Genomic DNA, 22589 nt, shown 5'->3' on the forward strand with positions numbered 1-22589 from the left:
GTCGAAGGCGGTCGGTGCCCGGTGGCGCGGGCGCGCGAGGGCACGGCGGGAAGGGCGGCGGCCCTGCCGAACCGCCGCATGAGGTCAGAGAGAGGCCGCTTGCCGTGTTCGGGAGCGGTGGGGCGCGGGCCGGGAAGGCTTCTGCCCGGGTGGTTCCCGCCCGGGGCCGGTGAGACCGGCTCTGAACAAGCCATGGGTCACCCGCTGTCGGGCGGCCTCGTGCAGGACGTCGCGGAGGTCCCCGTCCCTCAGATGCGCCCCGGCGCCGAGCACGCTCTCGATACGGGCCAGGGCACCTGCCGCGTCCCCGTGGGCCAGCCGGTCACGGACGTCGGTGAGGCAGTCCGGCCGGCGATGCGCAACGTCGATGACCTGGAGACAGGGGAGGGGCGTGCCGGTGAGTGCGGCGAGCAGTTCCTCCCGCCGGATCTCGGCGGGATCGTGGTCCAGCGGGACCAGCACCCCGTCGACCAGGCCGATCCGGTGCCGGGCGCCCCGGCAGTCCACCAGCCTCGGCGCGGCCCGTCCGTCCCCGTCCGCGGAGGGGCGGGCGGTGGAGCGCCGTGGTGTTCCGGGCTCCAGGGCCGCCGCCACCAGTGGATGCAGCCGCTCGGCCGGGATCCAGCCACCGCGCAGCAGTTCGAGATCGGGCAGGACCCATGTGGCGGCGTCGGGCAGGACCGGAAGTCCCGCGCAGGCACCGGCTCGTGCGAACACGGCGGACCGCACCTCGGCCGTCCTGTCGCCCTCCTCCGAGGCCGCCGCGGAGGTTCCCACGTCCAGGAGGAGACGTCTCCGGGCGCCGAGGCGGACCGCGACACGGCCCCCTCCCGGTCGCCTGTCCGCCCTCAGCAACAGGGCCGCCTCGGCTGCCCACCTGCCCGACGCGAACCGCTCCGTGCCCGGCAAGGACGAGGCCCACCGCGGTGCCGGCCCACCGGCCACAGAACGCGCGTGCAGTTCACCGCTGCGGCTCGCGTCCCACAGATGGCGGTGCAGATCCAGACGGAACCGCCGGTCGGGGGGCCGGTAGCCGGGCGGTCCGGGCGACGCGGGGCCGTCCCACAGCGCCAGGCTGATCCGCTGTCCGGCATCCGCCCACGCGGGCGCGGTACGCGCGACGAGGTGGACCGGGCGTGCGCGCCCGGGATCGTCGTACCGGACGAGCGTGAGAGTCGTACCGGGCCGCAGGAAACCGTCAGGTGCGGTCCTAGGCATGTGCCACCGCAGCAGATCGGGTGCGAGCCGGCGCAGGTCAGCCCGGAGCAGGGCGGCCATTTCGCTGCCATGGAGGCGTCTGACGGTACGCAGGTCGAGGTCGACGTCGAATCCGGCGGCGGCACACGCCCCCGCCCAGTCGCCGGCGTCACGCCGGGCCGTCGCGGTCTCGATCACGGAGGGCGGCACGGCGATCTCGCGCACGCGCAGCCAGAAGGAAAGGCGGGAATCCTCGAACGCGGTCTCGGTGAGCATCAGCACTCACCTTGCGCGGACGGGACCCCCAATCTGCGGACACATTGAGTAGTCATCGGCGGGAGCGTAACCCGGACCCGCGCGGAGGGCCACACCTTTTCCGAACGGCGCCGGCCGGGGCTCACGTACCCAAGAGACCTACGGAGCGCCGGACTTGTGCCCGTCACTCGAAGAACTTGAGGCTCCAGCCGGTGCTGGTCCCCGCGCCCGGGACGTTCGCACGGCTGTAGGTGATGTCGCCCCACCAGCTGAACGTACCCGTGTACCAGTACCGGTTGGCCCACGAGTAGGGCGTCCCCTTCGCGACCGCGTGGAACATCAGCGGGAACCGCGGGCCGGCCGGCGGGCTCGTACCGATGTCGCCGTCGAGCAGGACGAAGCTGTGGTGGCCGGGTCCGTCGACGTACAGCGTGGGATCCCAGCCGGACATCATCGTCGCGCGGTTGGAGCCGAACAGGCAGCCGTTCGACTTGTACCAGTCCCAGACGTACGTCGGGTCGCCGCCGGACCGGAGCCTCAGATCCGCCAGGCAGTACTGGTCGCTCCAGCTGCCGTTGGCGGAGTACACGATGTGCAGCTGTCCGTTCGGGTCCTTGATCGCCTCGGGTGCCTCGTTGATGAAGGGGTTGCCGACCACTCGCTCCCAGCTCTCCCGGGGCTGGGAGATGACGTACCGCGCGCCGGTCGGTGCGGTCGGGCTGCTCATCCTGGTGATGTAGAGGTTCTGCTCGACGTCGGTGTCGCCGGCCCAGCCGGACCAGACGAACCAGCGCTGCCCGCCGAAGGTGAACAGGGTGCCGTCGATGGCCCACTTGTCGTCGGCGAGCGCGAGCTTCGTCTCGGCGGTGTAGCCGCTGTCGGGTGAGGCCGAGCTGATGACGTACATCCGGTGGGCCGCACCTCGCCCGGCCGCGAAGTAGACGTAGTAGCGCCCGCCGTCCCTCACGATCTCCGGGGCCCAGACCTCCCCGAGGCCGCGGGAGTCCGACCAGACCTGGCGAGCGGGGGCAGAGGCAAGGGCCTCCGTCGACGAGGCCTGACGCACGGCGATGCCGCCACCGGTCGACTGCACCGAGATGTACGTACCCCCGACACGGAGCACGCTGGGGTCCGCGGCCCGCAGACCGGTCTGGCCGGCGTGCGCGGACTCGGCGGAGGAAAGCGACATCGCAGCGGCGAGCACGACGGACAGCACGAAGGCGGCGGCACCGGAAAGACAACGAGAAAGCCTCATCATCCCGCTCCAACAGTCGGCCTCGGCGCCGACGCGGCGCCGGGGGAGGGGGCTGCCGACTGCTCAGCCAGCATGTACATCGATGCAAAGAGCGCTCTCACAGCATCCTGAATGGGCCTGCACATGTCAATCGTGCGGTGTGTGGCGCCCATGAGGGGTCCCATGGCCCCGGAGCCTCTAGGGCCGCGCCAGGAGCCGGCGGGCGCGCTCCAGGACCGGCTTGTCGACCATGTGTCCGTCGACGGTCGTGACCGTCTGCCCGGCCCCCAGGACCGCTCGTGCCCAGCGCAGTTCGCTCTCCGTCGGGGCGAAACCGGCGGCTGCCGGGGCGATCTGCGCCGGATGGATGCAGAGCTTCCCCGAGAAGCCGAGCCGGCGGGCGTGTGCCGTGTCCGTGGCCAGCGCGTCGGCGTCCCGCACCGCGGTCGTGACGCCGTCCACCGGTGGACTGATACCCGCTGCCGCCGACGCCAGGACGAGGCGGGAGCGGACGTGGGCCAGGGCGAGGATGTCGTCGTGGGCGACGCCGAGCTGCGCGGCGAGGTCCACGTTGCCGAACGCGGAGCGGACGACGCCCGGAACGGAACACACCTCGTAGGCCCGCTCGGCGCCGAGCGCCGTCTCGACGAGGGCGATCGTCGTGCAGCGGGCGGCGATCTCCGCGAGGACCGCCGGGTCCTCGGCCTTCGGCACCATCACCGGGCAGCCGAGACCGGCGGCCATGCGCAGGTCCGCCTCGAACCACGGGGTGCCGGGCGCGTTGACGCGTACGACCGTGCGGTCGCCGAGCCCCGGCCACTCGGCGGCGGCCCGGCGGGCCCGGTCCTTGTCCTCGGCGGCGACCGCGTCCTCCAGGTCCACGATGACGAGGTCGGCGCCGGAGCTCGCGGCCTTGTCGAAGCGGTCGGGGCGGTGGCCCGGTACGAAGAGCAGGGTGCGGGCGGCCGCGATCCGGGTGTGCGTGTTCATGCGAAGGTCACCTCGGCGGTGGCGTGGCGCGCGTCGCGGTGGGTGGCGGTGCGCAGTCGGGCACCCGCGCCCGAGGGGCCGCCCTCCGCGAGGAGGTGCTCGCCCGCGAACGCAGGCCGCAGCAGCTTGAAGGAGAGCGCGCCCACCTGGCGCCCGGGGGACTCACGCCTGACCACCTCCAGCATGAGCAGGGCGAGCAGCGGGCCGTGGACGACGAGGCCCGGATAGCCCTCCGTGTCACGGCAGTACGGAGCGTCGTAGTGAATGCGGTGCGCGTTGGCCGTGAGCGCGCTCAGCCGGAACAGCAGCGTCGGATCCGGCTGGAGGCGGAGCTGCCAGGGCTCCTCCGAGTCCGGGGCCGTGCGGTCGTCGACGGCGGCCGGGTGCTGCCCGCTCCCGCGCCCGGACCGGTAGACGATGTCCTGTTCCTCGACCAGGCAGGTGCGGCCGGACTGACGGAACTCCTGACGTTCCGTCACGAAGAGCAGCTCTCCGCTGCGCCCGTGCTTCGGGGTCACCGAGCCCAGGCTGCTGACGCGTTCGGCGGGCTCGCCCAGGCGCAGGGGCCGGAGGAACCGGCAGCGCCCGCCGGCGAACATGCGCTGGCGGTCGGGGAGCAGCGGGAGGAAACGCGCGTCGCGCAGGTGTCCGTCCGGGCCCAGCTCGTGCTGGGCGGGCCAGTGCAGGAAGTGGAACCACTGCCACAGAGGGGGCAGGGGGTCACCGGCCCCGGCGGCCGGTGAGGGCAGGTCGAGCAGGGCGGAGACGGCGGCGGTGGGGTCCGGGTCCATCGGGTCGTGGGCCGTGACGGGTCCGGGGTGCCAGGTCTCGACGTAGGAGCTGAGGGGGGCGGGCTGCATGGGATCGGACCTCGGGTTTCAGGCGAGTGGTGCGGTCTTCGACGGTCGCGGGGCGCCCGCGGGTGCCTCCATGACGTCGAGATGGGAGGCGCGGGACGGTTCCCGTACGAGAAGGGTCGCCAGGAAGGTCAGACCGACGCATCCGGTGACGTACCAGAAGAAGAGGTTCTCCTGGCCGCCGTCCTTGAGGGCGAGCGCGATGGGCTCGGTCAGCCCGCCGAAGGTGGCGGTGACGAGGGCGTGCGGCAGGCCGACGCCGAGGGCCCGGACCTTCGTGGGGAACATCTCCGCCTTGATGATGGCGGCCAGGGCGGAGTAGCCGGTGACGAAGGTCAGGGCCACGGTCATGAGGAGGAAGGCGATCCAGGGATTGCTGGTGCGGCCGAGGAGCGTCATGAGCGGAACCGTCAGCAGCATGCAGCCGCCGGAGAAGGCGAACATGACGGGGCGACGGCCGATGCGGTCGGACAGGGCGCCCACGGCAGGCTGCATCAGCATGTAGACGAACAGCGCGGCGAAGCCGATCAGGGTGACGGTCGACTGGGGGATGCCGGCGGTGTTCACCAGGTACTTCTGCAGATACGTCGTGTACGTGTAGAAGGCGACGGTGCCGCCGATGGCGAGGCCGAAGACGGCGAGGAGCTGGCGCGGGTACTCGGCGAACAGGGCGACGAGGCCCTTGCGTTCAGGGGCTCCGGGCTCGGCACCCTGCCTGGCGGTGCGCGCCTGCTCCTTCTCGAAGTGCTCGGACTCCTCCATGCTGCGGCGCAGGTACATCACGACCAGACCGGCCACGGCACCGATCACGAAGGGGATGCGCCATCCCCAGTCGTGCAGCTGGTCCTCGCTGAGCAGGTTCTGCAGGACGATCGCCACGAGCAGCGCGGCCAGCTGGCCCATCACGATGGAGACGTACTGGAAGCTGGAGTAGAAGCCACGCCGGCCCTCGGGAGCGACCTCGGAGAGGTACGAGGCGCTGGAGCCGAACTCCCCACCCACGGAAAGGCCTTGTGCCAGCCGGGCAAGGATCAGCAGGGCAGGGGCCCAGAGGCCGATGGCCTCGTGCCCGGGGGCGAGGGCGATGGTCAGGGATCCGGCACTCATGAGTGTCACGGACAGGGTCAGCGCGCGGCGCCGGCCGAACCGGTCCGCGTACGCGCCGAGCAGCCAGCCGCCGAGGGGGCGCATGAAGAAACCGACGGCGAAGACGACGGCTGTGGAGAGCAGCTGGGCCGTCCGGTCGCCCTCGGGGAAGAACACCGACGCGAAGTAGATGCTGAACGTGGCGTAGGCGAACCAGTCGTACCACTCGACGAGGTTGCCGAGACAGCCGCGTACGACGTTCGCGGTGACGCGGGAGCGGTCGGGGGCGGGGGGTGCGGGTGTGCGGCTCTGGGGCATGAGGAGCTCCGTTGCTTTCGTCGCCCAGGTGGTGCTGCGGCTCGGGCGGCCCTTCGGCGCGGGAAAGAAGGGGGTGGTCGGTGAGAAGCGTGTCGTGCGCCGAGGGCTCCCGCCGACGGGGGCGGTTGCCGGGAACCGGGTTCGTCCGTGGCGACTCCAGGTGCTCGGCGGCTCACGTGCCACACATCATGAGCGCTGATCGGCACGGAAGAACAATAGAAATTGGTGATGCGTGCATGACTCGACCGCATGGCGGGTGCCGGCACCGCCTGCGGGCCACGGGGCCGGCCGGTTTCGGTCCGCTCAGCCGAGGAACCCGCGGACCAGGGCGCCGGCCGTCTCCCGGCACTCCTCGAAGTAGGCGTGCCGGGCGCCGGGGAGGAGGCGGGCCGTGGCGTCCGGGATGCGGGCCGCGAGCAGCGGGACGTTCTCCGGCGGGGTGAGCCGGTCCTGGTCGCCGTGCAGGATCAGAGTGGGGGCGGCGACGGAGGGGAGCGCGTCCCACGCGTCGTGGCGGTTGCTGGCGGTCAGGTGCCCGCGCCGGGCGTGCGGCGGCATATGGGGATCGCCGAGGGTCCCGTACGGACCGGGGTGCCCGGCGATCCAGCCGGGGCTGTACATCAGCTCGGTCAGGGTCTGCCGTACGGCGTCCGGGTCGGGCAGCGCCAGGGCCCGGCGCACCGAGGCGTCGCGTTCGACGGCTGCCGGCCCGCCGGGCGAGGTGCATCCGAGGACGAGGCGCCGGACCCGTTCGGGGTGGCGGGCGGCGACCCACTGGGCGACGCGGCCGCCCATCGAGGTGCCGTACACATCGGCCCGCTCGATGCCCAGGGAGTCGAGGACAGCCACCACGTCCTCGGCGAAGCGCCGGGTGGAGTAGCCCTCCCGCGGCGCGTCGCTCGCGCCCGTGCCGCGGTAGTCCATGGTGATCGTGGAGTGGGTGCCGTGGAAGTCCTCGCGTACGCCGTCCCACCAGTGGTGGTTGTTCGCCTGCCCCGCCAGGAGGACGAGCGGGAGGCCGGTGCCGCGGCTCTGGTACGCCACCGACACGCCGTCGTCGGTCCGGACGAAGGCGTCAGGGCGTTCATCGGTGTCGGTCAAGGAGTCCTCTCAGGGGCGTGGGGCCGGGCCGGCCCCGGTGGATGCGGTGCCGCCGTCAGGCGCCGGTGCCGGGGTCGTCGGGCGCGGGCAACTCGGCCGAGGGCCACTGCCCCTGCGCCACGGCCGCATCGATGCGGCGGGCCAGGTGGCCGGCGACGACCTCCACGGCGGGCGGGACCCTTCGGTACCGGGGGGTGCCCAGGACGATCTGCCGCCACACGTCGGGTTCGCACAGCGGCGCCGCGCTGAGCGTGCCGTTCGCGACGTCCTCCGCGATGCCGACGCCGGGCAGAACGGTCCACCCGTGCCCGGCCAGCACGAGTTGCTTCTGCACGCGCATCGCGTTGGTCTGCACGGCGATGTCCATCGCGCTTCCGGACCGGGCCGCCGCCGCGTCGATCAGGGTCCGCAGGGCATGACCCGCTGCGGGCATCACCAGGGGATGCGCCGCCACGTCGGAGAAGGCGACCGGGCGGTCGGCACGCAGCCCGGCCGCCGCGGGGGCCACCGCCCACAGACGCTCCCGCACCAGGGGACGGGCGTTGAGGGAGGGGGAGCTGTCCAGGTTGTACAGCAGGGTCAGGTCCAGGTCACCGTCGTCGAGCCACTGCTGGAGATGGCCGGAGTAACCCGTCATCAGCCGTAGTTCCACGCCTGGGTGGGCCGCGCCGACAGCCGACACCAGCGGCTCGGCGAGCAGGTCGCTCGTGCTCTCCAGCAGCCCGACCGTGACGATGCCCGTCACCTCTCCGGGGCTGGGCTGCACCTCGGCGCGCGCCCGCTCCAGCTCGTTCAGGGCCCGGCGCGCCCGGTCGACCATGATGCGGCCGGCCTCGGTGGGCCGCATGCCCTGTCTGGTGCGCTGGAAGAGCGCGACACCGAGCTCCTCCTCCAGGGTGCGAATCTGCCGGGTGACGGCCGGCTGGACCAGGTGGAGCAGCTCGGCGGCGCGCGTCACGCTGCCCACCTCGGCGACCGTGATGAGTGCCTTGAGCTGCTTGACGTCCATGGTGCGTCCTCTTCCGGCATCCGCGGCCCGCATGGCAGCATCACGGATTGTTATTTCCCTTGGCTTCACATGAATGCACATGATGGTACTCCCGCTCGGGTCACCGACATCTCCGGAGGACAACGCATGGCCGAGAACGCAGCGCCCGCCGATGACCTGCCGCTGTCCGGCATCACGGTGGTGAGCATCGAGCAGGCGGTGGCCGCCCCCTTCGCCACCCGCCAGCTCGCCGACCTCGGAGCTCGGGTGATCAAGGTGGAGCGTCCGGGCGAGGGCGACTTCGCGCGCCGGTACGACACCACGGTGCACGGTCAGTCCAGTTACTTCGTCTGGCTGAACCGCTCCAAGGAATCGGTGACCCTGGATCTCAAGTCGGAACAGGGGCGGGAGGTCCTGGAGGAACTCCTGGCGCAGGCGGACGTGTTCGTCCAGAACCTGGCGCCCGGCGCGGCCGCCCGTATGGGCCTGGGTGCCGACGCCCTGGCGAAGCGGTTCCCGTCGCTGATCCCGTGTTCGGTCACGGGCTACGGATCGAGCGGACCGTGGGCCGACCGCAAGGCCTACGACCTGCTGGTGCAGTGCCAGACCGGTCTGGTCTCCCTGACCGGCAGCGCCCAGGAGGCCGCGCGCGTCGGGGTGTCGGTCGCCGACATCGCTGCCGGCATGTACGCCTACAGCGGCATCCTCACCGCGCTGTTCACGCGGGCGACCCGCGGTTCCGTACGCGCCGTGGAGGTCTCCCTCTTCGAGGCGCTGGCCGAATGGATGAGCCAGCCCGCCTACTACACGGCGTACAGCGGGGCGCAGCCGCCCCGGGTCGGTACCCGGCATGCCACCATCGCCCCGTACGGCACCTACACCGCGGCCGACGGCAAGGACGTACTGCTCTCCGTGCAGAACGAACGCGAATGGGCGGCCCTCTGCGAGAAGTTCCTCGGCGACCCCGGACTCACCGACGACCCGCGCTTCGCCGGAGGTTCCGCCCGGGTGAGCCACCGCGAGGAGGTCGACGCGCTCCTGGCCGGGCGGATCGCCGCCTCGGACAGCGGTGAGGTGATGGAGCTGCTCGACGCGATCGGCATCGCCAACGCCCCCGTCAACGACGTGAAGCAGTTCCTGGAACACCCCGTGCTGGCCGGCCGGGACCGCTGGCGCCAGGTGTCCGTACCCGGCGGGGAGACGATGTCGGCCCTGCTGCCGCCCGTCGACCTGGCCGGCACCACCCCGCGTATGGGCGCGGTCCCCGCAGTGGGCGAGCACACCGAGCCGATCCTGGCCGAGCTGGGCCGCACACCCGAGCGGATCGACGCCCTGCGGGCCGACGGCGCCATCTGACCACCCGACACGCGAGCAGGACCGCGGCGAGGAGGCCGCCCCCACATGAGCACCCTCGACATCCTTTCCGAGGACGAGCAGTTCATCGTCAGCACGGTGCACGACTTCGTCGACAAGGACATCAAGCCCGTGGCGAGGGAACTCGACCACGCCAACACCTACCCCGAGGCCCTCATCGAGCAGATGAAGGAGCTCGGGATCTTCGGCCTCGCCGTCCCCGAGGAGTACGGCGGCACGCCGGTGTCGACCCCCTGCTACGTCCTCATCACCGAGGAACTGGCGCGCGGCTGGATGAGCCTGGCCGGCGCGATGGGCGGACACACGGTGGTCGCCAAGCTGCTGCTCCGCTTCGGCACCGAGGAGCAGAAGCGGCGTTACCTCCCGCGGATGGCCACCGGCGAGATCCGGGCCACCATGGCCCTGACCGAGCCGGGAGGCGGCTCCGACCTCCAGGCCATGCGCACCGTCGCCCGTAAGGACGGCGAGGGGTACGTGGTGGACGGCGCGAAGACCTGGATCACCAACTCCCGCCGCTCGCAGCTGATCGCCCTGCTGTGCAAGACGGACCCTCAGGCGTCCCCGGCGCACAAGGGGATCTCCATCCTGCTCGTCGAACACGGACCCGGACTGACGGTCTCCCGCGACCTTCCCAAGCTGGGCTACAAGGGTGTGGAGAGCTGTGAGCTGTCCTTCGAGGGCTACCGGGCACCGGCCGACGCGGTGCTCGGCGGGACCGAGGGCAACGGATTCGGCCAGATGATGAAGGGCCTGGAGACCGGCCGTCTCCAGGTCGCCGCCCGCGCGCTCGGCGTCGGCAGGGCCGCGCTGGAGGACTCCCTCGCCTACGCCCAGGAGCGGGAGACCTTCGGGAAGCCGATCTGGAAGCACCAGTCCGTCGGCAACTACCTCGCCGACATGGCGACCTCACTCACCGCCGCCCGTCAGCTCACCCTGTACGCGGCCCGCGAGGCGGACGCCGGACGGCGCGTGGACATGGAGGCGGGCATGGCCAAGCTCTTCGCCTCCGAGACGGCCATGCAGATCGCTCTCAACGCCGTACGCATCCACGGAGGTTACGGCTACTCGACCGAGTTCGACGTGGAGCGCTACTTCCGTGACGCCCCGCTGATGATCGTCGGCGAGGGCACCAACGAGATCCAGCGCAACGTCATCGCGAGCCAACTGGTCAAGCGGGGAGGGCTCGACGCCTGAACGCGTGGGGCGGCCTCACCGCGGCCGCCCCACGGCGTCTCGCTCATGCCGTGTCCCGTGTGGGCCGGTCTGCGCCGAACTCCGGTGATCCGGGCGGACGTTGCCGTTCCGCGCCGTCGGGCGGGCCTGGATTCCGTACGTGTCATGAACCTTGTCAGTTGACGGCGGGCGCTCTATTGTCGCGGGCAGAAAGCGCTTTCCCCTCCTGATTCCGCCCGGTGGAAGCGTCCGCCGCGACGGCCGTCGCGACGGACACGCACGAGCCGCCACCGGTCCGGCGCAGGGCTCACGCACAACCCCCGACGAGGCTGCCCGGTGACCACCGGCAGTCCCCGCCGGTCCGCCGTTGCGACCGCGGCGAAACCCAGCACGTGAAGACGAATGGGGACACGAACATGAGACGACCACTCGCACTGCGACTCAACGCCGCGCTGGCCACACTGGCCGTGGCGGCCGCGACCGGTGTGGTGATGTCGATGCCCGAGGCCGCAGCGGCGGTGGCCGGTGGCGCCACCGGCTACGCGACGCAGAACGGCGGGACCACCGGCGGATCCGGCGGGCAGACGGTGCGTGCCACCACGGGGACCGCGATCCACGCGGCCCTGTGCGGCCGGGCCAGCAGCAGCACCCCGATCACCATCGAGGTCGAGGGCACGATCAACCACGGCAACACCACGAAGGTGTCGGGCGACAGCTGCAACACCGCCGCCGGTGTGATCGAGCTCAAGCAGATCAGCAACGTCACGATCGTCGGCGTCGGCAGCGGGGCCGTCTTCGACCAGCTGGGCATCCACATCCGTCAGTCCAGCAACATCATCATCCAGAACGTGACCGTCAAGAACGTCAAGAAGTCCGGCTCGCCCACGTCCAACGGCGGTGACGCCATCGGCATGGAGAGCGACGTCCGCAACGTGTGGGTCGACCACACCACGCTCGAGGCGTCCGGCGGTGAGTCGGAGGGGTACGACGGCCTCTTCGACATGAAGGACAACACCCAGTACGTCACGCTGTCCTACAGCACCCTGCGCAACTCCGGCCGTGGCGGACTCGTCGGCTCCAGCGAGACCGAGCTGTCGAACGGCTACATCACGTACCACCACAACCTGTACGAGAACATCGACTCGCGCGCGCCCCTGCTGCGTGGCGGTATCGCTCACATCTACAACAACTACTACGTGAAGCTCAACGAGTCGGGCATCAACTCCCGCGCCGGCGCACGGGCCAAGGTGGACAACAACTACTTCAAGGACTCCAAGGACGTCCTGGGCACCTTCTACACCGACGCGGCCGGATACTGGCAGGTCAGCGGCAACACCTTCGACAACGTGACCTGGTCCGCCCCGGGCAGCGAGAACAACCCCGCCGGTCCCGACCCGAAGTCCAACACCACCGTCAGCATCCCCTACGCCTACACCCTGGACAGCGCGAGCTGTGTCCCGGCGATCGTGGGCGCGACGGCCGGTGCGGGCAAGGGTCTGAAGGTGTCCGACGGCAGCTGCTCGCCGACGACGCCGACCCCCACGCCGACGCCGGACCCGACGGACCCGACGCCGGACCCGACGGACCCCACGCCCGACCCCACCCAGCCCAGTGGCACCAACCTCAGCCTCGGGGCCGGAGCCGACGGCTCCAGCAAGGCCAGTGGATCCAGCTACGGCAATGTGCGGGACGGTGACATGAGCACCTTCTGGTCGCCGGCCGGTTCGACCGGTTCCGTCTCGGTCAAGTGGGGAACCGCCACCTCGGTCGCCAAGATCAATGTCCGCGAGGCGTCGGGCTCCACCGGCAGCATCGGATCCTGGAGGGTCGTCAACGGTGACACCGGTGCCGTCCTGACCTCCGGCAGCGGCGCGGGCGTCATCACGGTCCCGCAGACCTCGCTGAAGAAGATCACCTTCGAGATCACCGGCTCGACCGGTACCCCGAAGGTCGCCGAATTCGAGACGTACGCCGGATAGCGGCGAGGTCCCGGTGGCCGTCCGCCGCCCCGCCGGATCCTCGCGATCCTGCGGGGCGGCGGAAACGCGCGCGGCTGCGGCGCCTCGGACCGCGGCCGGCTGCTGCTCGCCCGGACGGGGGCCGTCGAACGCGACGGCCCCCGTCCCGTGTGCCGGGGTGGGGGCCCCGGCACCTCCCGGCCGGGCCGTCCGGCCGTTCCCAGCTGCCCCGGTAGGCGCCCGTCCTGACCGCGATGCCCGGCCGGCATCCGCTACGGCCTCGGTCCGGTGGCGGATCCGGCCACAAACCGGCCAGTTCCGGCTCGTTGCCCCTCGGAGCGGTCTCCGGATCCCAATCATGGGAGGGGCCAGTGGCGACGCGGGGTTGCGGAGTCCTCCGGGACACGCGTGACGCACGGGGCCTGGCAGAGGGTGAGCCCCGCCGGCGAGCGGCCGGGGAACGCAGAGGGGGAGACACGCATGGGCATACGCGGTTCGACAGTGGACGACGTACGGGGCGACGGCACCACGGCCGAGGAAGGGGACGGCCACCCGGCCACCCGCACGCGAGGGGCCGGCATCCCGAAGGCGGTCAAGGGCTCGGCCGTGAACGACGTAGCCTCCGTTCACAGTTCGGACCCGGGCGGCGTCGCGTCGCCCACTCGGCCGGTCTTCGTCGACGCCACCGGGAAGCGCGGCCGGACCTGGCGCCGTACAGGGATCATCACGGCGCTCTGCTGCGTCTGCTACGCCACGGCTCTGACCGCCGCGCTGGTCGGAGGCGACTCCGGGGCGCCCTATCTGCAACTGCCCCTGTCGCTGGGTCCGGATCGCGGGGCGGAGGAGCAGTCGCCGCGGAGTCGGGACGGGGGCCGGGCGGCCGTGGCGGCGGAATCCACGCCCGGCACGCCCGGTCCGGTGGCATCCGGGCCGGTCGCATTCGGTCCGGCGGGGCCGTCGGCGCCCGTGCGGTCCGCTGTCCCGCACTCCCTCCAAGCTTCCGGCGATGCCGCCGGCGTCCCCGCCGTGGGTGCGAGGTCCGCCGCGCCCACCTCCGGGCCCCGGCCCTCCGCCCCGGTGGCCGGCGCATCCGGCGGGAGCGCGCAGAGCGATGAGGGAACCGCGGATGCCCCCTCCTCGCCCGCCCCCGACGACGGAAGCGGCTCCGGAGCCGGGGGTGCGACCGTCGGCGGTGACGACGCCCAGGGGCAGGAGCCCGAGGAGACCGATGCGCCGGACGGGCCGCTCGGTGATCTGCTCGGTGATCTGCTCGGCGGGCTGCTGGGAGGCGCCTGACCGGCGGCCGACGGGCGTTTCGGCGGTGCCGTCACGCGCCGGTCCGGGGCTGCGGTCCTCGCAGAGCTCCGCCCCGGCTGTCAGGGGATCAGCGGGAGTCCGGGGAACCGGTGAGGTGGCGTTCCATGACCCGGGCCAGTGTGGTCAGTGCCTCCAGCACCTCGGCGCGGTCCTCGCCCAGGCCGGACAGGAGTTCTCTCTCGACGGCGAGCTGACGGGGGAACAGGTTGTCCACGGCTTCCGCGCCCGCGGGGGTCACGGTGACCAGTGCGGCACGCCGGTCCGCAGGATTGGGGACGCGTTCGATGAAACCGCGCCTCTCCAGCTTGGCCAGGGACTTGCTGATCCCCGCGCGGGAGAGCTGCAGCTGGTCCGCGAGGCGGCGGGCGATGACCGGGCCGGTCGCGTGCCGCAGCGGAATGAGCAGGTCCAGCTCGGGCGCGGTCAGTGACGCTCCGTCGTAGAGCGGTTCGACCGCGTATTCGATCAGCGCGTTGATCTGTTTGACCAGCGCCACGACCTCCATCGGGGAGGTGTCCAGCTCCGGGTTGTGCGCAGCCCACTGCTTGTGGACATCGGCGGGAGAGGGCAGCACGACCGGCTCCTTCGTCGGAGTTTTGTTAGCTAGTGAACTATTGGTTACCTTTATTGGATGGTAGCTCCTTCTCCCGCCCCGCGTTCCGGCACCGTGCCCCCGGTCGCCGCTTCGGATCCGGCTCCTGCCCCGAAGCGTGCGGCGGCCCTGATCGCCGTGCTCGGGGCGCTCACCGCGGTGGCGCCGCTCGCCACCGACATGTACGTGCCGGGCTTCCCCTCCATGGGGGACTCGCTGCACGCCAGCAGTTCATCGGTCCAGCTCACGATGACGGCCTTCCTGGCCGGCCTGGTCTTCGGGCAACTGCTGTTCGGCCCGCTCAGCGACAGTCTCGGCCGCCGCAGGCTGCTGATATCGGGGGCCGTCGGTTTCACCGTCTTCTCCGTGCTGTGCGCCCTGGCGCCGAACGTCCAGATGCTCGTCGGCGCCCGGTTCCTCCAGGGACTGACAGGAGCAGCCGGCATGGTGCTGACCCGGGCGGTGATCACCGACCGCTTCCACGGTCCTGACATCCCCCGCTACTTCGCCGTGCTGTCACAGATCCTGGGCGTCGCCCCCGTCGTGGCGCCCGTCCTCGGCGGTGTCATCCTGGCGGTCTCCACCTGGCAGGCGGTCTTCGTCGTCCTCGCCGTGATCGGCATCGCGCTCCTGCTGTCCGTGCTGGTCGCGGTGCCGGAGTCGCTGCCCGTCGAGCGGCGCGCCGCCGGCGGGGTCGCCGCCTCCTTCAGGGCGATGGGGGCGCTGCTCGGAAACCGTGCCTTCATGGGCTACGTATGTGTCCTCGGCTTCAGCGGTGCGGCGCTGTTCGCCTACATCAGCGGTTCCAGCTTCGTCTTCGAGAATCTGCACGGCGTCTCCTCGACGACGTACTCGCTCATCTTCGCCACCAACGCCGTCGGCATGCTGCTCGCCGGAGCGGTCTTCGCCCGGCTGTCCCGTCGGCTGCCGCTCAACACGCTGCTCGTCGCCGGCGTCGGTGTCGCGGCGCTCGGAGCCCTGGCCCGGGTCCTCCTGGTGGCCGGGGCGGGGGAGACCCTCGCCGGGACGTGGATCTGCCTGTTCATGACCATGAGCGGCATCGGGATGGTCTTCCCCGCCACGATGAGCCTCGGGCAGACGCTGGGCCGCGGCGCCCCCGGGGCGGCCTCCGCGCTCATGGGCGGATTCCAGTTCACGTTCGGCGCGATCGCCTCGCCGCTCGTGGGACTGTTCGGCGCGGACAGCTCCCTGCCGATGGCGTTCGTCATGCTGATCGCGCTCGCCGGTGCGGGGCTCTCCCTGGCCGTCCTGGCCCGGCCGTGGCGCGGCGACGGAGAGGTGACGGCCCGCTCCGGGACGTGAGGTTCCGGGGCGCCGGCCGTTCGTCCCGCCCCCGGGGGAACCTCCGCGGATGGGCCCTGTGGTGGAATCGACGGGCGGGCCGACCGAACCCCCCGACGACCGGCCTGATCCCGACTCGCGTGGAGGAACGCCTCATGACCAGCACAGACTCCGCCCCCTCGGCGTCCGCGCCGATCTGGTCCGCGAAGATCTTCGACGGCTCCTGGCGCGCTGCGGCCGGCGGCACCATCGACGTGACGGCCCCCGCCACAGGTGAGGTCGTCGCGACCGTGGGCGCGGCCACCGCCGAGGACGTCGACGCGTCGGTCGCTTCCGCGAGGACGGCGCAGCGTGCCTGGGCGAAGCTCGGCTACGCCGAGCGGGCCCAGGTCTTCATCAAGGCCTCCGCCCTGCTGGCCGCCGACCCCGACCGCATCGTGCGGTGGCTCGTCCCGGAATCGGGCTCCGGGCAGGGCAAGGCGCAGTTCGAGGTCGGACTGCTCGTCTCCGAGCTCAACGAGGCCGCGGCGCTGACCTCCGAGCCCTACGGTGAGCTGCTGCGGAGCTCCAAGCCCCGCCTCTCCGCGGTGCGCCGGCTCCCGCTCGGTGTCGTGGGCGTCATCAGCCCGTTCAACTTCCCCGCCATCCTCGCCCTGCGCTCGGTGGCCCCCGCGCTGGCCGCGGGCAACGCGGTGGTCCTCAAGCCCGATCCCCGCACTCCGGTGTCCGGAGGCCTCGCGCTTGCCGAACTGCTGGCCGACGCCGGGCTGCCCGAAGGCCTGCTGCACGTCCTGCCGGGCGGCACCGAAATCGGCGAGGCCCTGGTCGCGCACCCGGACGTGCCCTGCATCTCCTTCACGGGCTCCACCCCGGCCGGCCGCGCGATCGGCACGGCGGCGGCCCCTCTGCTCAAGAAGGTCCACCTGGAGCTGGGTGGCAACAACGCCCTCCTGGTCCTCCCGGACGCCGACCTGGACGCAGCGGTCTCGGCCGGTGCCTGGGGGTCCTTCCTGCACCAGGGGCAGATCTGCATGACCACCGGACGCCACCTGGTGCACGTCTCCCAAGCCGCCGAGTACGCCGCCAAGCTCGCCGAGAAGGCGAACGGAATCCCGGTCGGCGACCCGGTGGACCCGGCGAACGTGCTCGGACCGGTCATCGACGAGCGGCAGCGCGACAGGATCCACTCGATCGTCACGCGCACCGTCGAGCAGGGCGCGGAGCTCGCGGCGGGCGGCACCTACGACGGTCTGTTCTACCGGCCCACCGTCCTCACGGGTGTTCCGGCGGACTCGCCGGCGTTCGCCGAGGAGGTGTTCGGGCCGGTCGCCCCCGTCGTCGCGTACGAGACCGTCGACGAGGCCGTGGACATCATCAACTCGTCCGAGCACGGGCTGTCCGTGTCGATCCTCACGGGCAACGCCTTCGCCGCGTGGGAACTCGCCGACCGGATCGAGTCGGGCGCCGTACACATCAACGACCAGACGGTGGACGACGAGGCGGTCGCCCCCTTCGGCGGCACCAAGGCGTCCGGGACGGGCGGCCGCTTCGGAGGCAGGGCGAGCCTGGACACCTTCTCCGACGTGCAGTGGATCACCGCTCAGGCCCAGATCGAGCGCTACCCGTTCTGACGGTCCGGTGCGCGCCGTGAGCCAGGAACACGGGGCGAGCGCCTTGCAGTAACGGCTTGTTCAGGGCGGGCCCTTCGTGCCCGTCGTCGACCCGGCCGGTGCTGCGATCATGTGCCTCGAGTCCCTGGTCCGGCTCGGCGTGCGTCCGAGCCGGCTGCCGTCCGCGCCGGGCGACGGAGCGCGTCGGCCGACCCGCACCGTCCCGCCGCCCGGCTTCCCCTCCCGGAGTACCCCTTGAGCAGCGACACCGGCCACATCCTCGACGTGCAGGCGATCCGTGACTGCTTCCCGGCGCTGAAGGCGGGCACCGCCCGCTTCGACGCGCCGGGTGGCACCCAGACGCCCCAGCAGGTCATCGACGCGATCACCGAGGCCCTCACCCGCCCGCTGGCCAACCGCGGCGTGCTCACGGAGGGCGGACGCAACGCCGAGGCGATCGTGACCGGCGCGCGGCAGGCCCTGGCCGACCTGCTCGGCTCGGAGGCCGGCTCCGTGGTGTTCGGGCGCAGCGCCACCCAGCTCGTCTACGACCTGGCGCGCACCCTGGCCAAGGACTGGGGTCCCGGGGACGAGGTCGTGGTGTCCCGGCTGGACCACGACTCGAACATACGGCCCTGGGTGCAGGCCGCCGAGGCCGTCGGGGCGACGGTCCGGTGGGCCGACTTCGACCCCGCGACGGGTGAGCTCGGCGCCGAGCACATCGAAGCCGTGCTGTCCGGCCGCACCCGGCTCGTCGCCGTCACGGCCGCCTCCAACCTCATCGGCACCTGCCCCGACATCCCGGCTCTCGCCGCGCTGGTGCACGGGGCCGGCGCGCTCTTCCATGTCGACGCGGTGCACTACGCCTCGCACGCCACGGTCGACCTGGCCGCACTCGGCGCGGACACCCTGGTCTGCTCGCCGTACAAATTCCTCGGACCGCATCTCGGCGTGCTCACCGGGCGGCGGGAACTGCTCCACAGCTTGCGGCCGGACAAGCTGCTGCCCTCCAGCGACGCCGTCCCCGAGCGTTTCGAACTGGGCACGCTGCCCTACGAACTCCTGGCGGGCGCGACGGCGGCCGTGGACTTCCTCGCCGCGCTCGTCCCCGGAACCGGCAGCCGACGGGGGGACCTGGTCCGCGCGTTCACCGCGCTCGCCTCGCACGAGAGCCGTCTGCACGGCCGCATGGAGGAGGGCCTGGCGACGCTGGACGGCGTCACGGTGCACTCCCGCGCGGCACGGCGCACCCCGACCACGCTGTTCACGGTGGCGGGCAGGAAGCCGGAGGAGGTCTCCCGGCACCTGGCCGAGCGAGGTGTCGACGCGCCGGCGGGCTCCTTCTACGCGTTGGAGGCGTCCCGCAGGCTCGGACTGGGCGAGAAGGGCGGTGTACGGGTCGGTCTCGCGCCCTACTCGTGCGACGAGGACATCGACCGGCTCCTGAACGCGCTGGACGTGCCCCGCCGCTGACACGGCGGCAGGCGCCGGGTGAGAGGCGCTCCCGGACGACCGCCGGTCAGCGCCAGTCGGGGGCGCCGGACGCGGGGGACAGGACACTCTCGATCTTCGTCCGGATCTCCCGCATCACCGCCACGACCCGGGTCTCGTGCTTCTCGCTGAGCCGCGCCACCGGCACCGAGCAGCTGATGGCGTCGATGGCCGGAGAGTCGTACCGGAGGGCGAAGCCGAAGCCCGCGATGCCCGTCACCGTCTCCTCGCGCTCGATGGAGTATCCGCGCTCGCGCACACCTGCGAGGTCGGCGACCAGCGTGGAGCGCTCGGTGTGCGTGTTCTCCGTACGGGCCGTCAGGGGGCCTTCGGGGAGCGGTAGCCGGTGGTCGGGGCGCTCGGCGAGCAGGGCTTTTCCGAGCGCTCCGGCATGGGCCGGGATCCGGCGGCCGACCCGGCTGATGGTGCGCGGGTACTCGTGGGACTCGCGCGTCGCGAGGTAGACGACGTTGGTGCCGTCGAGACGGGCCAGATGGATCGTCTCGCCGAGCGCGTCCGAGGCCTCGTCCAGATAGGGGCGGGCCGCGCGCACATGCGGGTCGCTGTCCAGGTAGCTCGTCCCCGTGTGCAGGGCACGGATGCCGATGCCGTACAGCGAGCCGGTGGTGTCGGTGCGCACCCAGCCGCAGTCGATGAGGGTCCGCAGCAGTTGATACATGCTGCTGCGCGGTACGCCGAGTTCCTCGGCGAGTTCGTCCAGGCGGGCCGGCCGGTCGCCCCGGGCGGCGAGGAGTTCGAGCAGCGCGACGGTGCGGGACGCCGACTTCACCCCACGTACCCCGTTGTTCTCCGGCATGTCCACATCCTAAATCCGCGTGGTCGCACCCATTGACCGCGTCGCGTTCACACGCCTAACCTCCGTTCTCATACATGTACGTCATCTGCATACAGGGATGAGTCGCGCGGTCCCCGAGGCGTCCCCACGCCGACGGCGCCGCGGAGGAGCCTCCGCAGGCCGGGGTTCCACAGCCCGACAGTCCGACAGTTCAAAGGGGAACTGACATGCCGCTCCTCGTGGTCGGGATCAGCGTTCTGGTGCTGCTGCTCCTGATGACCCGTATGAAGCTCAACGGCTTCGCCGCACTCCTGCTCGTGGCGGTCGGCGTGGCGCTGGTCCAGGGAATCCCCGCGGTCGAGATCCCGGACGTCCTCTCGGCCGGCATCGGGGACCAGATCGGCGACACCATGCTCACGATCGGCCTGGGCGCCATGGTCGGCCGGGTCATGGGCGACTCCGGAGCCGCCCAGCGGATCGCGGGCAAGCTGCTCGACGCCTTCGGGCCGCGCGGTGTCCAGGTGGCCATGGTGGTCACGTCCATGCTCATCGGCGTGACCATGTTCTACGAGGTCGCCTTCATCATCATCGTGCCCATCGCGTTCACGCTCGTCAGGGTCACCGGGGTGAACCTGCTCTGGGTGGGCCTGCCGATGTCGATCGCCCTGTCCACGATGCACAGCTTCCTGCCGCCGCATCCCGGTCCCACCGCCGTCGCAGCGACCTTCCACGCCTCCGTGGGCCACGCCCTCTTCTACGGCCTCTTCATCGCCGTGCCGGCCGGTGCGCTCGTCGCGCTCGTCTGGCCGCGGCTGCCGTTCGTCAGGGCGATGAATCCCTCCATCCCCAAGGGCCTGGTCAGTGAGCGCGAGTTCACCGACGAGGAGATGCCCGGCATGGGCTGGTCGCTCTTCGTGGCCCTCTTCCCGGTGGTGCTGATCGCCGGCGCGGCCGTCACCGACATGCTCACGTCCGGCGAGAGTGCCTTCCTGCACGGTGTCGCCTTCATCGGCTCGGCACCGATCGCGCTGCTGCTGGCCCTCCTCCTGGCGGCCTGGGCGTTCGGACCGCGGATCGGCCGCAGTCTGGCCGACGTCAGCGCCTCCTGCGCCTCGGCGGCCCAGGCCATGGCGATGATCCTCCTGGTCATCGGCGCGGGCGGCGCCTTCAAGAACGTCCTGGTCGAAGGCGGGATATCCGACTACATCAAGGACATCACCGAGCACTGGGCCGTCTCACCGATCATCCTGGCCTGGCTGATCGCCGCCATCCTCCGCATCGCGCTCGGCTCGGCGACCGTCGCCGTGGTCACCGCCTCCGGCGTGGTGCTGCCGCTCCTCGCGGGCAGCGGCGTCCACCCCGAGATGATGGTGCTCGCGGTCTCGTGCGGATCGATCGCCTTCTCCCATGTCAACGACCCCGGATTCTGGCTGTTCAAGGAGTACTTCAACCTCTCGGTCATCCAGGCCATCAAGGTCCGTACCGGCTACACGACGGTGCTCGCCGTCCTGGGCCTCGGCGGCGTCCTGGCAGCCGAGTGGGCCCTCGACGTCATCGGCCTCTGAACGCCCCCCTCCCATCCCCCTCCCGTACCCAAGGAAACGGACCAGCATGAACCAGCCGACCGTCACCCAATTCGCCGTCTATCCCGTCGCGGGCCGCGACTGCATGGAGCTGAACCTCTCCGGCGCCCACGGCCCCTTCTTCACCCGCAACATCGTCGTCCTCAAGGACTCCGAAGGCCGTACGGGACTGGGGGAGGTGCCCGGGGGCGAGAAGATCACCCGGACCCTGCGGGATTCCGAGTCGCTCGTCGTCGGCGCGAAGGTGGGCGACTACAAGCGCGTCCTGCGCGAGATCGGGAGCCGGTTCGCGGACCGCGACGCGGGCGGACGAGGCGCGCAGACCTTCGACCTGCGGACCACGGTGCACGCCGTCACGGCCGTCGAGTCGGCGCTGCTCGACCTGCTGGGCCAGCACCTCGACGTACCGGTCGCGGCGTTGCTGGGCGACGGCCTGCAGAGGGAATCCGTGCGGGTGCTGGGCTACCTCTTCTACGTCGGCGACCCGGACCGCACCGATCTGGAGTACGTCCGCGAACCAGGCTCCGAGGTCGACTGGTACCGCATCCGGCACGAGGAGGCCCTCACGCCCGAGGCGATCGTGCGCCAGGCCGAGGCCGCCTACGACCTGTACGGCTTCCGGGACTTCAAGCTCAAGGGCGGAGTCCTCGCCGGCGCGGAGGAGGTGCGGGCCGTACGCGCGCTCAAGGACCGCTTCCCCGAGGCGCGGATCACTCTGGACCCGAACGGTGCCTGGTCCCTCCGCGAGGCCGTCGAGCTGTGCGCCCCGCTGGTGGGCACGCTCGCCTACGCCGAGGACCCCTGCGGGGCGGAGGACGGCTACTCGGGGCGCGAGGTCCTCGCCGAGTTCCGCCGCGCCACGGGCCTTCCGACCGCGACCAACATGATCGCCACCGACTGGCGGCAGCTGACCCACGCCCTGGCTCTCCAGTCGGTGTCCATCCCGCTGGCCGACCCGCACTTCTGGACCATGCAGGGCTCCGTGCGGGTGGCGCAGCTGTGCAACGCGATGGGCCTGACCTGGGGCTGCCACTCCAACAACCACTTCGACATCTCTCTCGCCATGATCACGCACTGCGGCGCCGCCGCCCCGGGCGAGTACAACGCCCTCGACACGCACTGGATCTGGCAGGAGGGGCTGGAGCGGCTCACCGTCGAACCGCCGCGCATCGCCGGTGGCGAGATCGCCGTGCCCGACGCCCCCGGCCTGGGGGTGGAACTCGACATGGACCGCCTTCTCGCGGCCCACGAGCTCTACCGGAAGGAGGCGCTGGGGGCGCGGGACGACGCCGAGGCCATGCAGTACCTCGTACCCGGCTGGACCTTCGACGCCAAGCGGCCCTGCCTGGTGCGGTAGGGCATCGCCC

The 22589-nt window shown here is 71.5% G+C and carries 18 protein-coding genes; 9 read left to right on the top strand and 9 right to left on the bottom strand.

The window, feature by feature from the left end; all coding sequences use genetic code 11:
• Nucleotides 1-84: 84 nt before the first annotated feature.
• The 7 genes from OG379_RS29040 to OG379_RS29070 form a co-directional block, all read right to left on the bottom strand.
• On the bottom strand, nucleotides 85-1473 hold the full coding sequence (locus OG379_RS29040) for a hypothetical protein (protein WP_405665908.1): 1389 nt from the start codon (nucleotides 1471-1473) through the stop codon (nucleotides 85-87).
• 163 nt (nucleotides 1474-1636) lie between these two features.
• On the bottom strand, nucleotides 1637-2707 hold the full coding sequence (locus OG379_RS29045) for a glycoside hydrolase family 43 protein (RefSeq protein WP_405665909.1): 1071 nt from the start codon (nucleotides 2705-2707) through the stop codon (nucleotides 1637-1639).
• A gap of 177 nt (nucleotides 2708-2884) precedes the next feature.
• Complete coding sequence (locus tag OG379_RS29050) at nucleotides 2885-3676, bottom strand: HpcH/HpaI aldolase/citrate lyase family protein (protein WP_405665910.1); 792 nt, start codon at nucleotides 3674-3676, stop codon at nucleotides 2885-2887.
• Nucleotides 3673-4536 (bottom strand): hypothetical protein, encoded by an 864-nt coding sequence (locus OG379_RS29055; protein ID WP_405665911.1) that lies wholly within the window; start codon nucleotides 4534-4536, stop codon nucleotides 3673-3675. The genes OG379_RS29050 and OG379_RS29055 overlap by 4 nt, the downstream gene beginning before the upstream one ends.
• Before the next feature lie 18 nt (nucleotides 4537-4554).
• On the bottom strand, nucleotides 4555-5937 hold the full coding sequence (locus OG379_RS29060) for an MFS transporter (protein WP_405665912.1): 1383 nt from the start codon (nucleotides 5935-5937) through the stop codon (nucleotides 4555-4557).
• A gap of 303 nt (nucleotides 5938-6240) precedes the next feature.
• A complete protein-coding gene (locus OG379_RS29065; RefSeq protein ID WP_405665913.1) occupies nucleotides 6241-7038 on the bottom strand; it encodes an alpha/beta fold hydrolase in 798 nt (265 codons plus the stop codon).
• A 55-nt stretch (nucleotides 7039-7093) separates the two neighbouring features.
• Nucleotides 7094-8047 carry a LysR family transcriptional regulator gene (locus OG379_RS29070; protein ID WP_405665914.1) on the bottom strand — a complete coding sequence of 318 codons (954 nt, stop codon included), beginning with the start codon at nucleotides 8045-8047 and terminating at the stop codon, nucleotides 7094-7096.
• Between the two features lie 126 nt (nucleotides 8048-8173).
• Between OG379_RS29070 and OG379_RS29075 the strand changes: the two genes are divergently transcribed.
• The 4 genes from OG379_RS29075 (at nucleotide 8174) to OG379_RS29090 (ending at nucleotide 13827) form a co-directional block, all read left to right on the top strand.
• Complete coding sequence (locus OG379_RS29075) at nucleotides 8174-9382, top strand: CaiB/BaiF CoA transferase family protein (protein WP_405665915.1); 1209 nt, start codon at nucleotides 8174-8176, stop codon at nucleotides 9380-9382.
• 45 nt (nucleotides 9383-9427) lie between these two features.
• Nucleotides 9428-10594 carry an acyl-CoA dehydrogenase family protein gene (locus tag OG379_RS29080; protein WP_405665917.1) on the top strand — a complete coding sequence of 389 codons (1167 nt, stop codon included), beginning with the start codon at nucleotides 9428-9430 and terminating at the stop codon, nucleotides 10592-10594.
• Nucleotides 10595-10989: 395 nt separating this feature from the next.
• Nucleotides 10990-12552, top strand: coding sequence for a polysaccharide lyase family 1 protein (locus tag OG379_RS29085; protein WP_405665918.1), 1563 nt, complete (start codon nucleotides 10990-10992; stop codon nucleotides 12550-12552).
• 459 nt (nucleotides 12553-13011) lie between these two features.
• Nucleotides 13012-13827 (top strand): hypothetical protein, encoded by an 816-nt coding sequence (locus OG379_RS29090; protein ID WP_405665919.1) that lies wholly within the window; start codon nucleotides 13012-13014, stop codon nucleotides 13825-13827.
• Nucleotides 13828-13915: 88 nt separating this feature from the next.
• Here OG379_RS29090 and OG379_RS29095 read toward each other — a convergent pair whose 3' ends face one another.
• A complete protein-coding gene (locus OG379_RS29095) occupies nucleotides 13916-14422 on the bottom strand; it encodes a MarR family winged helix-turn-helix transcriptional regulator (protein ID WP_405665920.1) in 507 nt (168 codons plus the stop codon).
• Between the two features lie 57 nt (nucleotides 14423-14479).
• Between OG379_RS29095 and OG379_RS29100 the strand changes: the two genes are divergently transcribed.
• From OG379_RS29100 to OG379_RS29110, 3 genes are all read left to right on the top strand, one after another.
• Entirely contained in the window at nucleotides 14480-15763 is a 1284-nt protein-coding gene (locus OG379_RS29100; protein WP_405665921.1) for a multidrug effflux MFS transporter, read from the top strand.
• Nucleotides 15764-15897: 134 nt separating this feature from the next.
• The gene (locus tag OG379_RS29105) at nucleotides 15898-17373 is read left to right on the top strand and encodes an aldehyde dehydrogenase family protein (RefSeq protein ID WP_405665922.1); all 1476 of its coding nucleotides are present in this window, start codon (nucleotides 15898-15900) and stop codon (nucleotides 17371-17373) included.
• 234 nt (nucleotides 17374-17607) lie between these two features.
• Nucleotides 17608-18825, top strand: coding sequence for a cysteine desulfurase-like protein (locus OG379_RS29110; protein ID WP_405665923.1), 1218 nt, complete (start codon nucleotides 17608-17610; stop codon nucleotides 18823-18825).
• A 46-nt stretch (nucleotides 18826-18871) separates the two neighbouring features.
• Here OG379_RS29110 and OG379_RS29115 read toward each other — a convergent pair whose 3' ends face one another.
• Entirely contained in the window at nucleotides 18872-19660 is a 789-nt protein-coding gene (locus tag OG379_RS29115; protein WP_405665924.1) for an IclR family transcriptional regulator, read from the bottom strand.
• A gap of 206 nt (nucleotides 19661-19866) precedes the next feature.
• Here OG379_RS29115 and OG379_RS29120 point away from each other — a divergent pair, with 206 nt between their 5' ends.
• Both OG379_RS29120 and OG379_RS29125 read left to right on the top strand, forming a co-directional pair.
• A complete protein-coding gene (locus OG379_RS29120) occupies nucleotides 19867-21204 on the top strand; it encodes a gluconate:H+ symporter (protein WP_405665925.1) in 1338 nt (445 codons plus the stop codon).
• Nucleotides 21205-21250: 46 nt separating this feature from the next.
• Nucleotides 21251-22579 carry an enolase C-terminal domain-like protein gene (locus tag OG379_RS29125; RefSeq protein WP_405665926.1) on the top strand — a complete coding sequence of 443 codons (1329 nt, stop codon included), beginning with the start codon at nucleotides 21251-21253 and terminating at the stop codon, nucleotides 22577-22579.
• The last annotated feature ends 10 nt before the right edge of the window (nucleotides 22580-22589 follow it).

This window comes from Streptomyces sp. NBC_01166 (assembly GCF_045039765.1).
GTDB lineage: Bacteria > Actinomycetota > Actinomycetes > Streptomycetales > Streptomycetaceae > Streptomyces.

Excerpts from the sequence above, each read along its gene's own strand:
- OG379_RS29040 (WP_405665908.1), bottom strand. The coding sequence starts at position 1,473 with ATGCTCACCGAGACCGCGTTCGAGGATTCCCGCCTTTCCTTCTGGCTG.
- OG379_RS29085 (WP_405665918.1), top strand. The coding sequence starts at position 10,990 with ATGAGACGACCACTCGCACTGCGACTCAACGCCGCGCTGGCCACACTG.
- OG379_RS29045 (WP_405665909.1), bottom strand. The coding sequence starts at position 2,707 with ATGAGGCTTTCTCGTTGTCTTTCCGGTGCCGCCGCCTTCGTGCTGTCC.
- OG379_RS29100 (WP_405665921.1), top strand. The coding sequence starts at position 14,480 with ATGGTAGCTCCTTCTCCCGCCCCGCGTTCCGGCACCGTGCCCCCGGTC.
- OG379_RS29075 (WP_405665915.1), top strand. The coding sequence starts at position 8,174 with ATGGCCGAGAACGCAGCGCCCGCCGATGACCTGCCGCTGTCCGGCATC.
- OG379_RS29090 (WP_405665919.1), top strand. The coding sequence starts at position 13,012 with ATGGGCATACGCGGTTCGACAGTGGACGACGTACGGGGCGACGGCACC.
- OG379_RS29115 (WP_405665924.1), bottom strand. The coding sequence starts at position 19,660 with ATGCCGGAGAACAACGGGGTACGTGGGGTGAAGTCGGCGTCCCGCACC.
- OG379_RS29060 (WP_405665912.1), bottom strand. The coding sequence starts at position 5,937 with ATGCCCCAGAGCCGCACACCCGCACCCCCCGCCCCCGACCGCTCCCGC.
- OG379_RS29105 (WP_405665922.1), top strand. The coding sequence starts at position 15,898 with ATGACCAGCACAGACTCCGCCCCCTCGGCGTCCGCGCCGATCTGGTCC.
- OG379_RS29055 (WP_405665911.1), bottom strand. The coding sequence starts at position 4,536 with ATGCAGCCCGCCCCCCTCAGCTCCTACGTCGAGACCTGGCACCCCGGA.
- OG379_RS29120 (WP_405665925.1), top strand. The coding sequence starts at position 19,867 with ATGCCGCTCCTCGTGGTCGGGATCAGCGTTCTGGTGCTGCTGCTCCTG.
- OG379_RS29070 (WP_405665914.1), bottom strand. The coding sequence starts at position 8,047 with ATGGACGTCAAGCAGCTCAAGGCACTCATCACGGTCGCCGAGGTGGGC.
- OG379_RS29050 (WP_405665910.1), bottom strand. The coding sequence starts at position 3,676 with ATGAACACGCACACCCGGATCGCGGCCGCCCGCACCCTGCTCTTCGTA.
- OG379_RS29080 (WP_405665917.1), top strand. The coding sequence starts at position 9,428 with ATGAGCACCCTCGACATCCTTTCCGAGGACGAGCAGTTCATCGTCAGC.
- OG379_RS29125 (WP_405665926.1), top strand. The coding sequence starts at position 21,251 with ATGAACCAGCCGACCGTCACCCAATTCGCCGTCTATCCCGTCGCGGGC.